General features: G+C 62.8%; 11 protein-coding genes. 6 read left to right on the top strand and 5 right to left on the bottom strand.

The window, feature by feature from the left end:
• The first annotated feature begins 384 nt into the window (after positions 1–384).
• Complete coding sequence (locus tag KIO74_RS05890) at positions 385–1,071, top strand: Crp/Fnr family transcriptional regulator (RefSeq protein ID WP_213331133.1); 687 nt, start codon at positions 385–387, stop codon at positions 1,069–1,071.
• A 16-nt stretch (positions 1,072–1,087) separates the two neighbouring features.
• On the opposite strand, the gene KIO74_RS05885 is transcribed toward KIO74_RS05890, so the two are convergent.
• A complete protein-coding gene (locus tag KIO74_RS05885; protein ID WP_213331132.1) occupies positions 1,088–1,732 on the bottom strand; it encodes a TetR/AcrR family transcriptional regulator in 645 nt (214 codons plus the stop codon).
• 209 nt (positions 1,733–1,941) lie between these two features.
• Between KIO74_RS05885 and KIO74_RS05880 the strand changes: the two genes are divergently transcribed.
• Both KIO74_RS05880 and KIO74_RS05875 read left to right on the top strand, forming a co-directional pair.
• On the top strand, positions 1,942–3,267 hold the full coding sequence (locus KIO74_RS05880; RefSeq protein ID WP_291978906.1) for an HlyD family secretion protein: 1,326 nt from the start codon (positions 1,942–1,944) through the stop codon (positions 3,265–3,267).
• A 120-nt stretch (positions 3,268–3,387) separates the two neighbouring features.
• Positions 3,388–4,974: a DHA2 family efflux MFS transporter permease subunit gene (locus tag KIO74_RS05875; protein ID WP_213331131.1), complete on the top strand. Its 1,587-nt coding sequence runs from the start codon at positions 3,388–3,390 to the stop codon at positions 4,972–4,974.
• Positions 4,975–5,008: 34 nt separating this feature from the next.
• On the opposite strand, the gene KIO74_RS05870 is transcribed toward KIO74_RS05875, so the two are convergent.
• The 3 genes from KIO74_RS05870 to KIO74_RS05860 form a co-directional block, all read right to left on the bottom strand.
• Complete coding sequence (locus tag KIO74_RS05870) at positions 5,009–5,434, bottom strand: Dabb family protein (protein ID WP_213331130.1); 426 nt, start codon at positions 5,432–5,434, stop codon at positions 5,009–5,011.
• A 102-nt stretch (positions 5,435–5,536) separates the two neighbouring features.
• Positions 5,537–6,883, bottom strand: coding sequence for an NAD(P)/FAD-dependent oxidoreductase (locus KIO74_RS05865; protein ID WP_213331129.1), 1,347 nt, complete (start codon positions 6,881–6,883; stop codon positions 5,537–5,539).
• A 359-nt stretch (positions 6,884–7,242) separates the two neighbouring features.
• Positions 7,243–8,643: a glutamine synthetase family protein gene (locus KIO74_RS05860; protein ID WP_213331128.1), complete on the bottom strand. Its 1,401-nt coding sequence runs from the start codon at positions 8,641–8,643 to the stop codon at positions 7,243–7,245.
• Positions 8,644–8,896: 253 nt separating this feature from the next.
• On the opposite strand from KIO74_RS05860, the gene KIO74_RS05855 reads away from it, so the two are divergent.
• Both KIO74_RS05855 and KIO74_RS05850 read left to right on the top strand, forming a co-directional pair.
• Positions 8,897–9,784 (top strand): ABC transporter permease subunit, encoded by an 888-nt coding sequence (locus KIO74_RS05855; RefSeq protein WP_213334356.1) that lies wholly within the window; start codon positions 8,897–8,899, stop codon positions 9,782–9,784.
• Entirely contained in the window at positions 9,781–10,578 is a 798-nt protein-coding gene (locus KIO74_RS05850; RefSeq protein WP_213331127.1) for an ABC transporter permease, read from the top strand. Before KIO74_RS05855 ends, KIO74_RS05850 begins: the two co-directional genes overlap by 4 nt.
• Positions 10,579–10,606: 28 nt before the next feature.
• Here KIO74_RS05850 and KIO74_RS05845 read toward each other — a convergent pair whose 3' ends face one another.
• A complete protein-coding gene (locus KIO74_RS05845) occupies positions 10,607–12,433 on the bottom strand; it encodes an AsmA family protein (RefSeq protein ID WP_213331126.1) in 1,827 nt (608 codons plus the stop codon).
• 264 nt (positions 12,434–12,697) lie between these two features.
• Here KIO74_RS05845 and KIO74_RS05840 point away from each other — a divergent pair, with 264 nt between their 5' ends.
• A complete protein-coding gene (locus tag KIO74_RS05840) occupies positions 12,698–14,653 on the top strand; it encodes an acetoacetate--CoA ligase (RefSeq protein ID WP_213331125.1) in 1,956 nt (651 codons plus the stop codon).
• Positions 14,654–14,655 lie beyond the last annotated feature (2 nt).

The raw sequence follows: 14,655 nt of genomic DNA, 5'->3' as shown, positions 1-14,655 counted from the left end.
TGGCGGTTGCCGTCGGCGGCCTTGTGATGGGTATTGCCCTGGTGGTGGGGGGGGCGGGAAGCGTCTCCCGTGTTGAGGGTCTGCGCGCCGATCCGCGCGTCTGGCCTGCGATACATGCGCCGGTCCAGGTCCCCGAAGGTGTTCCCGCCATGGTTCCGCTACCGGCCGCATAAGGCGGTGAAGGGCTTTCGGCCGCATATTGCTTGAATGTTGAAACAAAATGCGTGCAATCCCGGCAAAAATGGGCGGGGCGCGCTAAGATATGTTGCTTTCGCAGCGCATCCGATGGCACTTCCGATGGTAGCTCCGCTGACGGGAGCTAAAGCCGCTTGACCCCGTTCCCTCAGGTCCGGACGATGCGGACGGAAGGTGAGAATCGGGGCGATGTTGCAGTTGACGCGTGTTCCGTTCTTCAAGGACGCGGATTTGGATTTCGTCTCCTACGAACAGCGCTGCAACTGGCGCCGTTTCGAGGCCGACGAGATCCTTGTGGATTTCGAGGATGTCTCCACCGACGTCTATTTCATCGTCGCTGGCGAGGTGCGCGTGCTCGTGCGCAGCCAGTCGGGGAAAGAAGTTATTCTCGGTGAGATGCGTGCGGGCGAATTGTTCGGCGAACTCGCGGCCATCGATGGCGTGAAGCGGTCGGCGAATGTGACGGCTCTGACGCGCGGTGAAGTCTGCATCATGCCGGCCTCGGTCTTCCGCCAGATCGTCTTTGCGTCTCCTACGGTGGCTGAGCGCTTGCTCAAGCTTCTTGCGGGGCGCGTGCGCGAGCTCAATGCACGCATCATGGAACATACGGTGCTCGATCTCCGGCACCGCCTTTATGCGGAGTTGTTGCGTCTGTCGGTGCCTCGCGCCGGCCATCCGGGGGAGCGTGTCGTCACGCCGCCGCCCTTTCACCATGTCATCGCGGCCCGCATCGGTTGCCGTCGCGAACAGGTGACGCGGGAATTCAGCGCCCTGACGGCGGAAGGTCTCGTGGAGCGTACGCGCGGCGCCCTCGTCATCAAGCAGCCCGAGGTGCTCGACGCGCGCGTCAAGGACGCCTTAAGGGACGATAAATAGGGCTCGCGCCCTTGCTTCAGGCCTGCTCTTGTCCGTAGGCCGCGAAGAACACGCGTATTGCGCTCGCGACGGTTTTTTCGATAGCCTCCCGCGAGGGCTTCTCATTCACGCCGAAGAGCGGGGCCTTGGTGAGGCCGCCTTGCACGAGGCCGATGAATTGCGCGGCGGCGATATCGCTATCCTCGATAACGAGACGTCCCGCCGCATGCTGTGCCGCGAGATAGATCGAAAGCCGCATCACACCATAGCACGGCCCGGCCTCGAAGAAGGCGCGTCCCAGCGCCGGAAATTTCTCCGCCGCGCCGATGACCATGCGCAGGAGCGAGACATGCTCCGGCTGGATCATCATGCCGATAAAGCGGATACCGAGCCGGGTCAGCACGCCGCGCACATCGGGATCATTGTCATCAAGATCGAAAAGACGCTCCGCCGCATCACGGCGATCGACATCGATCAAGGCGCGAAAAAGCGCCTCCTTACTGTCGAAATAGACGTAAAGCGTGCCCTTCGAGACGCTTGCCGCCTTCGCGATGTCGCCCATGCTCGCCCCGTCAAAACCGTTGGCACGGAAAACCTGCCGCGCGCCATTCAGAATGTCGCTGCGCTTCGTGGCTTCCTGTGTGGTGTCCTCGCGCTCGGAAGCGAGGGTGAGGGGATCCATTGGCTCCGTCCTTGATGGCTCAACCGCTTGATATATGCGCTACACCATCTTTGCCCTGGGCGACAGATGGGTGGCAAGCCGCCGCAAAACACGCGTTGCGCCGTGCGGTGGCGCACATAGGCGTCGTTGACCGAACCGTTCGGTCAATCTATCTGGTTGTAGTGCTGACCGAACGGTTCGGTCAAGACTTCTGCAGATGGACGAGTGCCGTGGATAGACGCCAGAATATGGCCGATGGGTTCGACCTCATGGTCCGCGAGGAGCCCTCATCAGGCGGTAACGTGACGGGGCAGGCGGCCACGCCGACACGCGATGTGATGTCCGTCCGGAAGCCTGAAGACGCGCGTGGTCCTCAAGAGCCGGTCCAGGAAGCGCCGGCTCAGCCGGCCGGAGGCAAGCCGGAGCACAAGCACCATGGCGGTAAGCACCACGCCAAGGATGCGCCGAAGAAAAAGAGCCGTATTCGCAAGCCCTTGCTGGCGGCGGTTGCCCTTATCGCGCTCGCCGCGGGTGGCTACGAGGGATACCATTGGTGGACGCTGGGCCGCTTCGAGATCGAGACCGACGATGCCTATGTGCATGTCGACATGACGATCATGGCGGCCAAGGTTTCAGGCTACATCACCAGTGTCGATGTCACGGACAACCAGTTCGTACGCGAGGGTGACATCATCGCGCGCATTGACGATGGCGATTATCGCCTCGCGGTCGATGCGGCCAAGGGCAAGGTCGCGACCCAGCAGGCGGCAATCGCCCGCATTGCAGAGCAGGTCAAGGCCGGTCAGGCCTCCGTGGAGCAGGCCGAAGCGCAGATCGCCGCCGCGCAGGCGGATGTGGATCGAGCCGAGTTGGAATTCGATCGCCAGCAACAGCTCGCCAAGAGCAATTTCGCGAGCAAACAGGCGCTGGATAACGCCCGCGCCGATCGGGACCGCACCCGGGCCAATCTCGCCAGCGCAAAGGCGGGCCTTGATTCCGCGCGGGCCAATGTCGGCGTTCTCAACGCCCAGCGCGTCGAGGCGGAGCGTAGCCTCGACGAGGACAGGACAAGCCTCGCCAGGGCCGAGCGCGATCTCTCCTTCACCGAGATCAAGGCGCCGGTCTCCGGGGTCATCGGTAACCGCGCCGTGCAGGTCGGAAAGCTCGTTTCCGTTGGGGAACGCCTCGCGGCTCTCGTTCCGCTCGATGCCGTCTATGTCGACGCGAACTACAAGGAAACCCAGCTCGGCAAGCTGAAGCCTGGCCAGCGGGTTGACATCACCGTCGATGCCTATCCCGGCCGGGTCTTCGCGGGAGAGGTCGCGAGCATCTCGCCCGCGTCGGGCGCCCTGTTCAGCCTGCTGCCGCCGGAAAACGCGACGGGCAACTTCACCAAGATCGTGCAGCGGGTGCCCGTTCGCATCCGCTTCTCGCCGGATACCCTTAGCGACCACGTGTTGCGGCCCGGTATGTCGGTGGTCGCGACCGTCGATACACGTCATGAGGACGGCACCCAGCAGACGGCGGCCCTCAAGGCCTCCGCCGAGCGCCGATAGATCAAATCCAGCCTGGATGGCATCGCTGCATGTCATCCAGGCTGTTGAAGTGTCTTTTCTATTCACGATTGGAGCAAGTCCGCGACAGGCGGGCCCGCTCACGAATAAAGGCAGACGCCTATGAGCGCGACTGTTGCGGCGGGCGATGAGCGGCCGCCCGTTCTCGTGCTGGGCATTCCGGCACGCAAGTTCATCGCCTTTATCTTCATGGTGTTCGGGATGTTCATGGCCATCCTGGACATCCAGATCGTGTCCGCCTCGCTCGCGGAGATCCAGGCGGGCCTCGCGGCGAGCTCGGACGAGATCTCATGGGTTCAGACGAGCTATCTGATCGCGGAAGTGATTATGATTCCGCTCTCCGGCTTCCTGTCACGCGCGCTGTCCACACGCTGGCTTTTCGCCTTTTCGGCCGCCGGCTTCACGCTGATGAGCTTTCTCTGCGCGACGGCGTCGTCGATCAACGAGATGATCGTCTATCGCGCGCTGCAGGGGTTCATCGGCGGCGGCATGATCCCCACGGTCTTTGCGACCGCCTTCAGTGCCTTTCCCCGCAACAAGCAGGCCGTTGTCTCGCCGATCATCGGCCTGGTCGCGACGTTGGCGCCCACGATCGGCCCGACGATCGGCGGCTATCTCACGGACCTTTTCTCCTGGCACTGGCTGTTTCTCGTCAATATCGTTCCAGGCGTGATCGTGGCGGTCGCGACCTTCATCCTGGTCGACTTCGACGAGCCGGACCTCAGCCTCCTCGACCGCTTCGACTGGTGGGGCCTCCTGTTCATGGCGGGCTTCCTCGGAAGCCTCGAATATGTGCTGGAGGAAGGCCCGACTAATGACTGGTTCGATGACGAGGCGATCGTCGTGTTCACGATCGTCGCCGCGGCCTCTTGCGTGGCCTTCTTCGTGCGTGTCCTGATGGCGAAAATGCCGGTGGTCGATATCCGAGCCTTCCGGGACCGCAATTTCGCGACAGGATCCGCCTTCAGCTTCGTGATGGGCATTGGCCTCTATGGCCTGACCTATCTCTATCCCGTCTATCTCGGACGCATCCGCGGCTATTCGGCCCTGATGATCGGCGAGACGATGTTCGTCTCTGGTCTCGCGATGTTCTTCGCCGCGCCGCTAGCCGGCCGGCTGATGACCAAGCTCGATCCGCGCGTAATGATGGGCCTTGGCTTCGCGGGCTTTGCGCTTGGCACGTGGCAAGTCACGAACATCACGTCTGACTGGGATTTCTGGGAGCTGTTCGTGCCGCAGGTGCTGCGCGGGGTGTCGATGATGATCTGCATGGTGCCGATCAGCAATGTGGCGCTTGGAACATTGCCGCCCCATGAGATCAAGAACGCGTCCGGCTTGTTCAATCTCACGCGCAATCTCGGTGGCGCCGTCGGCCTCGCCTTGATCAACACGCTCCTGAACAACAGGCTGGATCTGCATCTGGCTCGGCTGCACGAGCAGGTCGCCTGGGGCCGCACGGCGGCGGAGGAAACGCTGGCCAAGATGACGCAGGGCTTCTCGGCTCTCGGATCGAACGCCGACCTCGCCGCGATCAAGCAGCTCGCCGGTATCGTCCGCCAGCAGGCGACCGTCATGGCTTTCGCCGATGTATTCTATGCCTTGACCTTCCTGTTCCTGGCGCTCGTCCTCATCCTGCCGATGGTGAAGAAACCCCGCGCGGCGGCGGGCGGCGACAGCGGCGGCCATTGAGGTCGGTCGCTCGTCACCGGCCCGGAACGGATCTTCAGTCCCCAGCGGCGAGATCAGCGACGACCACGCCATCCGTACCTCCATCCGCGAGGGAGAGGAGCTGTCGGGCAAGCGCCCGATGCCCGGGGTCTTTGAGATAGGCATCGCGTGCCGCGATACTTGCGAAATCAACGATAAAGAGGTGGTTGTAGCCGCGCGCCAGCCCCTCCGGGCTGCTGTTTGGGCCTGTCAGGATGCGGGTAATGCCCGGGATGGTATGCCGGAGCTGCTCCAGGGCGGCGAACACGCCGGCGATCTGCGGTTTCGTCACATCCGGACGAAAACGGACCAGCACGACATGTTCGACCCGCGCGGCACGCGATGACGACCTTGGTATGACGTCCATGAAGAAAAGAAGAAATGTACCGATGGGGATGAGAATAATCAGGAATGTCGCTGTAATATATTTGAAATACACCATTATTTTCGATCGTCTCAGAATAACTTTTTCAGGAATTATCCTTTTGACGATAGCGTCGGGGACAGTGCCATTGCACTGCCTTTCAGGCATTGTTTCTCTTGTTCAGAGCCGATCGACAAGCCCGGCGCCAACCATCGCGGCGATGACCATCGCGCGCCGCAGCAGCGGCCCGCCGGGAAATCGCGGAATTGGCAATCGCGCCATGAGCTCGAAGCGATCGCTTCGTCCTCCGATTGCCTCGGCGATGGCAACGCCCGTGTAGGGACCAATCATGACGCCCTGGCCCGAAAAGCCCGAGGCCACGTAAAGCTCCGGCCCAGTCCCGCCGTTTGCGCCACGTCGCTGATCGGGCATAGGCCTTAAATCGGGCCCGAATTTGCGAACGAAGGGCAGGCGGGTCGCCGTTATGCCGAGGCGCCCGCCCCAAGCGTGGGTGAGCGGTACGTCGGCGAGGCCGGGGAACACCTTGAGCATGCGCGGCTGAACACGGGCGCGGATGTTGGACGGCACAGCGTTGCCGTAGCTCTCCCCACCACCGAAAACTAGGCGATCGTCAGCTGTCCGCTTGAAGTAGTTGACCACGAATTTGCTGTCGGAAGCCGCGTAGCGTTCAGTCAGCACTGCCGCCGCGCGGTTGCCGAGCGGCTCCGTCGCCACCATGAAATTCACGATGGGTACCACATGCCCGGCGACCTCGGGAAGGAGATTGCCAAGACTGCCGTCGCCCGTCGCGACGACGACGCGTGCTGTCACCGTGCCGCGATTGGTATCCAGCCGCCAGCCGGCGCCATCGCGCGTGACGCGACGCACGGTCGTATTCTCGGCGATGCGCGCGCCGGCGTTGCTCGCCGCCGCGGCAAACCCGCGGGTGAGGGCGAGGGGATCGAGATGCCCGCCATGGGGATCGAAGATCCCGCCGAAATAGCCCTGCGCGCCGGTATAGCGTGGCAGGTCGGTGGTGGTGAGAACCTCAAGCCCGGCGACACCGTAACGATTGGCCATATGAAGCGCGTCGGCCTTCATCCCCTCCATTATATCGCGCCGATGCGCGAGGCTGAGAAGCCCGGGTTCGAGATCACAGGCGATCCCATGGCGTGTGATGCGATCATGGAGCCAGAGCCGTGCCTCCTCCGCGAATTGCCAGAGGCGCATCGCCTCGTCGTCTCCGACCTTCGCCTCCAGCCATTGTTGATCGCGCCGCTGGCCCGGGTGAATCTGCCCGCCGTTGACGCCCGAGGCCCCGCTACCGATACGGCCTGCCTCGACGACGAGCACGTCGGCGCCGCCCTCAGCCAGGGTCAGCGCGGCACCGAGCCCGGTGAAACCGGCACCGATGACGCAGATGTCGACGCGCGCTCCGTCGGCGAGCTGGGCCGTCGCGGGCCCGGCGTTAAGTGGCTCATCCTCATAGAGATTGAGGATCGAGCCGGATGTCGGAAGCTGGGTCATTGATCGCGGGCGTGTCACCTGAGGCGCGTTTGATCTGAAAGCATCAGATCGGCGCGCCAATTTCTTTTATTGGAAGTATCACTTTATCGATCCTCGTTTCACTCCGGTCGGATCATGCCTTCGGCGAAATCGACATTCAGCTGAGAGGATAAGCTCTCAGCGCGTGTCATCCCCGGCGAGCGGCGAAGCCGCTCGGGAAGGGGGTCCAAAAAGATGAAGCGCTCCGGCTCATGGATCTCCTTCTTTATGGATCCCCTTCCCGTCGCTCCGGGACGCCGGGGATGACAGCGAGGTACCCGGCTGCCTTACCTTCAGCCTCCAGGCCAACCTTGCTCCGACGATCGTTGAAGGGAGTGATCCTAGACATTGAGCAGCAGGTACTCGCGTTCCCAGGGGCTGATGACTTCCATGAAGGTCTCGAACTCCGAGCGCTTCACGGCGGTGAAGGCGCGCACGAAGCTTTCGCCCAGGATCTCGCGCATGGCCTCGCTTTCCTCGAGTGCCGCGACCGCCTCGAGCAGGCCGAGCGGCAGATCGTGATCGAGGTCGTAGGCCGAGCCGGGAACCGGCTCGCCGGGTCTCAATCGCCGGTCGATACCGAGAAGGCCGCAGGCGAGCGAGGCCGCGATGGCGAGATAGGGATTGGCGTCGGAGGAGGGGACACGGTTCTCGACGCGGCGCGCTTCAGGGCTCGATGGTGGGACCCGGAGGCCGGTCGTGCGGTTGTCGTAGCCCCAGCGCGTGTTGATGGGCGCCGTCGAATGGCGCGTCAGACGCCGGTAGGAGTTCACATAAGGTGCAAGCATCGCCATCGCGGCGGGCAGATGCGTCTGCAGGCCGGCGATATAGGAGAAGAACTCCTGGGTCGGCTGGCCGTCAGACTGATTGGTGAAGATATTGGCGCCCGTCTCCGCATCGACCACTGACATGTGGATATGCATGGCCGAGCCCGGCTGATGAGCGATGGGCTTGGCCATGAAGGTCGCATACATGTCATGCGCCATCGCGGCCTCGCGAATGGTGCGCTTGAACAGAAACACCTGATCGGCGAGATCGATGGGGTCCCCATGACGGAGGTTGATCTCCATCTGGCCCGCGCCTTCCTCGTGAATCAGGGTGTCGATTTCAAGCCCCTGCGCTTCCGAGTAGTCGTAGATGAGATCGAACAGGGCATCGAACTCGTTGACCGCCGCGATCGAATAGGCCTGTCGGCCAATCTCGGCCCGGCCGGAACGCCCGATCGGCGGCTCCAGCGGATAGTCCGGGTCGGTGTTGCGCTTGACGAGGTAGAACTCGATTTCCGGGGCGACGATCGGTTGCCAGCCGCGTTGGCGGTACATGTCGACAACGCGCTTCAACACCTGCCGAGGCGACGTCTCGACGGGGCGCCCGTCGCGGAAATAGGCGTCGTGGATGATCTGCGCCGTCGGGTCGCTCGCCCATGGCACGACGGTTAGCGTGGAGAGATCGGGTTCGAGGATCAGGTCGCCGTCCGTCGGCAGCTCCTTGTCCACGACCTCGTCGGGGTAGTCACCTGAGATGGTCTGATAGAAGATGGCGCCTGGCAGGCTGAGATTGGGACTGCCGAAGAATTTTTCCGACGGCATCATCTTGCCGCGGGCGACACCGGCCTGATTGGGTACAAAGCACTCGATATCCTCGATGCCATGCGCATCGACGAAGGCGCGGGCTGCTGCGATATCGGCAGCCCCGCGATTGTTCGGCAGGAGCTTGGTGCCCTTTTTGTCCTGTTTCGCCATGGTTCCTTCGCTGTCTTTCTCGCGCTGCGACCGTCGACCAGAAAACCGTTGGCCCGGTGCGGCTGTCAATGGCCGTAGTCTATACCCCGCCGCCGTCCCACGCTTGCAATTGCGTCCAAAACTCTGATCGCGGCGGGTACTCCCCTAACGCCCGCAATGCCTATAAATCTCGGAAGAAGCAATGGTTGCGCCGATTCTTCCTTCCGGGACGAACATGACGATACCCCATTCGAAGAAGCGGACACGACGCTTGATGCAAGCGATTGTGCCGGCCGTTCCCTATGTGTGGCTTCTCGTCTTCTTTCTTGTTCCCTTCGGCATCGTGCTCAAGCTGTCGCTGTCGCAGACGGCGAGCGCCATGCCGCCCTACCAGCCCGTACTGAACCTCTCCGAGGGATTAGCCGGGATAGCGACGTTCCTTGCAGGCCTGAACATCGATAACTTTCTGTTATTGATGGAGGATTTCTTCTACGGCGAGGCGGTGCTGTCGTCGGTTCGTATCGCCGCGACCGCGACGGCGATACTCGTCGTCATTGGTTTCCCCTTCGCCTATGCCATGGCGAAGGCTCCTGCGCATAGGAGGCCGCTCCTTGTTCTCCTGGTGATCCTGCCGTTCTGGATGAGCTTTCTCATCCGCGTTTATGCCTGGATCGGCATCTTGCGTCCGCAGGGGCTCCTGGATGCGGTGCTGATGGGCGCCGGTCTCACCAGTTCGCCGCTCGGACTGTTGCAGACGGAGACGGCGGTGCTCATTGGCCTCGTCTATTGCTATCTGCCTTTCATGATCCTGCCGCTGTTCGCGACCCTGGAGAAATTCGACTGGACGTTGCTGGAAGCTGCTGAGGATCTCGGCGCTCGGCCGGGGCGGAGCTTCCGCAAGGTGACGCTGCCGCTGGCCCTGCCGGGTCTCGCCGCGGGGGCCTTGCTCTGTTTCATCCCGATCATGGGAGAATATGTCATTCCCGAACTCCTCGGCGGAACGGACACGTTGATGATCGGCAAGACGTTGTCGGACGAGTTCTTCAAAAACAGGGACTGGCCGCTGGCCTCGGCGGTGGCGATCGTGCTGCTCGTTATCATCATCGGTCCCATCACCCTGCATCGGTCGATGGAGATGCGCCGGATGGAGCAGGCCCGATGATCCGCCGCCTCTCCGGTCTCGACACCACCGTGCTGACTCTGGGCTTCGTTTTTCTCTACCTGCCGCTTGTCGTGCTGGTGATCTACTCGTTCAACGGCTCACAGCTCGTGGCGGTGTGGGGCGGCTTCTCGACACGCTGGTACAGCGAAGTCTGGAACAATTCACAGCTCCTCGACGCACTGTGGACCTCCATCGGCGTCGCGCTCGTCTCCGCGAGCCTCGCGACGGTTCTTGGGACGCTGGCCGCGTTGGCGCTGGTGCGTCACGGCCGTTTTCGCGGCCGGGCCTTGTTCACCGGCATGGTCTATGCGCCGCTGGTGATGCCCGAGGTGATCACCGGCCTCGCTCTGCTGCTCTTTTTCGTTTCGCTGGATATTGGGCGCGGGTTCTGGACCGTGACGCTCGCGCACACGAGCTTCACCATGAGCTTCGTCGCGGTTGTCGTGCAATCGCGGCTGATCGCCTTCGACCGCAGCCTCGAGGAGGCCGCGCTGGACCTCGGCTCACCGCCCCTGCGCACTTTCTTCAAGGTCACGCTGCCGCTCATCGCGCCATCGGTCGGTGCCGGATTTCTGCTGGCGCTGACCCTTTCGCTTGATGATGTGGTCATCGCGAGTTTCACCACCGGTCCAGGCACGTCGACCCTGCCTATCGAGATTTTCAACAAGGCACGCAGGGGGCTCTCGCCCGAGATCAACGCGCTATGCACCCTGATGCTTCTCGCCGTGACCATACTCGTCATCGCTTCGTCACTGGCGACGAAGGCGAGACATGGGGATGCCAAGGTGGTTTAGGAGAAATCAATAAAGTATTGATTTTTATCTATTGTGCCTTGATGGCTTCGATGCGCGCGGGGCCGCGCGGGCGCCGGTCGGCGGGAACTGCGAACAGTGGCCCCGTCACTGATGAGCGCTCGATGAGCGCCTGGATGTCGGGAGCGATCGAGGGGCTGTCCCAGGTCCCGGTGATCCCGAGCGGGAAGCCTTTGCCGGGCATGGCGGTCGTAGGCGCCGTCACGACGCCGCGCAGACTGAACTGACGGTCCGCGATATCAATCCGCCCACCGAGACTGCCGCGCAGGCCGGGCGCGTTCATCGTGGCGTCCGTGATTTCGCCGACGCCGTTGGCAATGGTGAGGCCAAAGCCAATCTGCTCGAAATTAGTGCGCCCGCCTCGCCATTCCATCGCGGTCGAGAGTGGCCGAGCCTGCACGCGCTTGGCGATTTCGGCCAGGTCGAGACCGGCGATCTCGCCCTGACGCAGGTTGAGGGTGAGTTTGCCGCCAAGCTCGTTGGCGAGCGTGGCGAACGAGCGACCGCTGGACTCAAGCGCGAGCTGGCCCTGCGCAACTCCGGTAATGCGCCGGTTGGCGAAGACCTCGTTGATGACGTCGCCGGCCTCGATCTGGTCGAAGCTGCCCGTGAGTTTGACATCAATGCCAGGTGCCGCCTGAGCCTGGGTCATGATCAGCCGCCCTTTGAGGGTGCCCTGGCCAAGGGCGGCACGCCCCACGGACACCTCGATGCGGCCTGCGTTCATCATGATCCCGGCGGCGACGCCCTCGAAGGTGAGCGCGCCGAGGCGGGCCGCGTTGGCTGACAGACGAATGTCGATGCCCGCGCTATCAAGCATCGGCGTGAATGCCTCGCGGCTCCAGCTGCCCCAGGAGGACCGCACCGGGGTGAGCGGCTGCAGCAGCCGGTCGAGATCGAGCGTATCCGCCGCGACTGTGGCAGACAGAGCGGGACGGTCGCCCTCGACGCGCAGCACAAGCGCGCCCTCAAGCGGGTTCCTGCCGAGCTCGATGGTCGCCGAGGGAATAGATCCGCCGCGCAATGAAAGATCGCCATCGCCGCTGAGCGCGAAGCTGCCGATCTGGGCGGTCAGCGGCAAGGGCTTGTCGAGCCACACGACGGCGTCGGACAGCGAGGGGCTCTTCAGGCTGTAGCGGCCGCGCGTGCGCAGGGACTCGATTGTCTCGATGGTTCCCAGGAGCGAGGCGGACAGAAGGCGTGACGACACCGAGACAAAGGCCGGCGAGCTTTGTCCGGCCGCCAGACTGCGCGGTTGTATATTGATGGCGCGGAAATCCACAATCTCGCCACGCCAACGCGCCCGGCCGTGGAAATCGAGATCATCATCCCGCGGGGACCATTTGGCGACAAGGTCGATGTCATCGGCGACGTCGTTGTCGTCATCATCGAGCAGCTGTCCGCGCAAAAGTGTAAGCCGTGTAGGCGTCAACCGCGCACTCGTGTCATTGAGCCGCTGCTGCAGATTGGGCCACAGATCGGGACTGGTTAAGGGCCGCAGACGCACCGCCGGGGCGACGAAGGTCGCTTCAGCGATCGCGATACGGCGTGATCCGAAAAAGGCGAGCAGATCGACGTCGGCGCGCAGCTGGCGCGCGAAGATCATGCGTTCGCCATTGGCGGCGCGAAGCGTCACGTCGGGGAGAGTGATCCGCGGGACCGGCAGCAGGGTGAGCGTGGCGTCACCCTCCGAGACCAGCGTCAGCCCGGTCACGCGTTTGACCTGCGCTGCCACCTCGCGGTCGAGTCTGAGGCTGGGCACGGCCCAGGGCGTCACCGCCGCGAGCGCCAGCACAAACGAAATCGATGCGAGAAGGAAAAAAGTCCGTCGGGTCATGACCAGAAATCAATGAAAGGGTCAATAGACAGGACGAACGAATCGCCCATCGCTTTAGAGGCAGCCGGGCAGGGCGAGCATCGCTGCCTAACCTCCCGAAAACCTTAACAAAAATCCTCAGCGGCCAATGATGTCGGCCATATGAGAGAGCCGCCTCGCCCTCGCGGCGCACTCTGGCAGATATTGTGTGAAGCTGAAAGGTGGCGCTTTATTGACCAGCAAGATACCAGTTCGAGGTATCGACGATAGAATGGGGAAGAAAACATGACATCGTCGCAACCGATCTGGACGCCGGATGCGGCGGAAGCGTCCCTATCAACAGTTGCGCGTTTCATGCGTTTTCTCGGCGCGCGTGCGGGACGATCCTTTTCTTCCTATGGCGAGCTTCACGCTTTCTCCGTCGCGGATCGCGCAGCCTTCTGGTCTGCCCTGTGGGACTTCTGCGGTGTCGTGGGCAAGCGCACCGATGAGGTGCTCACTGAGGACACCATGCCGGGGGCCATTTTCTTTCCCGGCGCGCGGCTCAATTTCGCGGAAAACCTTCTACAGCGGCAGGATCATGCCACGGCCATTGTTTTTCGCGGGGAGGACAAGGAGGAGGCCAGGCTTTCCTTCGCCGACTTGCACAACCTCGTTTCGCGTATCCAGCAATGGCTCGAGAGCCTTGGTGTCGGTCCCGGGCATCGCGTGGCGGCGATGATGCCGAACCGTCCCGAGACAGTCGCGGCGATGTTGGCGACGGCTGCGCTCGGCGCGACCTGGGCCTCGTGCTCGCCGGATTTCGGCGCCCGCGGCGTTGTCGATCGCTTCGGGCAGATCACGCCGACCGTGCTCTTCGCCGTCGATGGCTATTGGTACGCCGGCAAACGCATCGCCGTGGGTGACAAGGTAAGGGAGATCGCCGCTCAGTTGCCCAGTCTCAAGGCGGTTGCGCTCGTCCCCTATCTCGGCGAGGCCGAGGATCTTGCCGACACCATCCCCAACGGAATTTACCTGCCGGAGGTGCTCGCGGACTTTCCGTCCCGGGCCATTCGCTTCCCGCGTTTTTCCTTTGATCATCCCCTCTACATTCTCTTTTCATCGGGAACCACGGGGGTGCCCAAATGCATCGTGCATGGGGCCGGGGGCGCGCTCCTTCAACATCTGAAGGAGCACCGCCTGCATTTCGATATTCGCGCCGGGGACCGGGTCTTTTATTTCACGACATGCGGCTGGATGATGTGGAACTGGCTCGCCGCCGTCCTGGCTAGCGATGCGACCATCATCCTCTACGATGGCTCGCCGCTTCATCCCTCGCCGAACGTGCTCTTCGACTATGCCGAGGACGAGCGCGTGACCCTGTTCGGCACTTCGGCGAAGTTCATCGACAGCTGCCACAAGGCCGGCATACGCCCCCGCGACAGCTATGATCTGTCGACCGTCCGCGTTATCGCCTCGACGGGATCGCCGCTCTCGCCCGAGAGCTTCGACTATGTATATGACGCGATCTCGCCCGATGCCCAGCTCGTTTCGATGTCCGGGGGCACGGATATCCTCGGCTGCTTCGTTCTCGGCGAGCCGACGTCGCCGGTGTGGAAGGGCGAGATCCAGGCGCCCGGGCTCGGCCTGGCCATCGAAATTTGGGACGACGACGGCCGCCCCATGACGCATGGCAAGGGAGAGCTCGTCTGTGCGAAGGCCTTTCCCACCATGCCGCTCGGCTTCTGGAATGACCCCGATGGAAGCCGCTATCGCGCGAGCTATTTCGAGCGCTTTCCAGGCGTGTGGTGCCATGGCGACTTCGCCGAATGGACGGAGCATGGAGGCATCGTGATCCATGGGCGTTCGGACGCGACCCTCAACCCCGGCGGCGTACGGATCGGCACGGCTGAAATCTATGCCCAGCTCGATCGGATGCCGGAGGTGCTGGAGGGGATCGCCATCGGGCAGGAGTGGGACAACGATGTGCGCGTCGTGCTTTTCGTGCGGCTCGCGGAAGGAGCAAGGCTCGACGAGGACCTTCAGCAGGCGATCCGCGCGGCGATCCGCAGCGGTGCAAGCCCGCGACACGTTCCGGCGAAAATCATCGCGGTGGCGGATATTCCACGGACAAAATCAGGCAAGATTACCGAGCTCGCCGTGCGCGACGTCGTTCACGGCCGGGCTGTGAAAAATGCGGATTCGCTGGCCAATCCCGAAGCACTCGATCTGTTCCGCGATCGGCCGGAACTGCGCGTGTAGTT

Origin of the sequence: Chelatococcus sp. HY11 (assembly GCF_018398335.1) — a bacterium.
GTDB lineage: Bacteria > Pseudomonadota > Alphaproteobacteria > Rhizobiales > Beijerinckiaceae > Chelatococcus.
The sequence above is the reverse complement of the archived record's forward strand: the minus strand, read 5'-3'. Positions and strand labels throughout refer to the sequence as shown.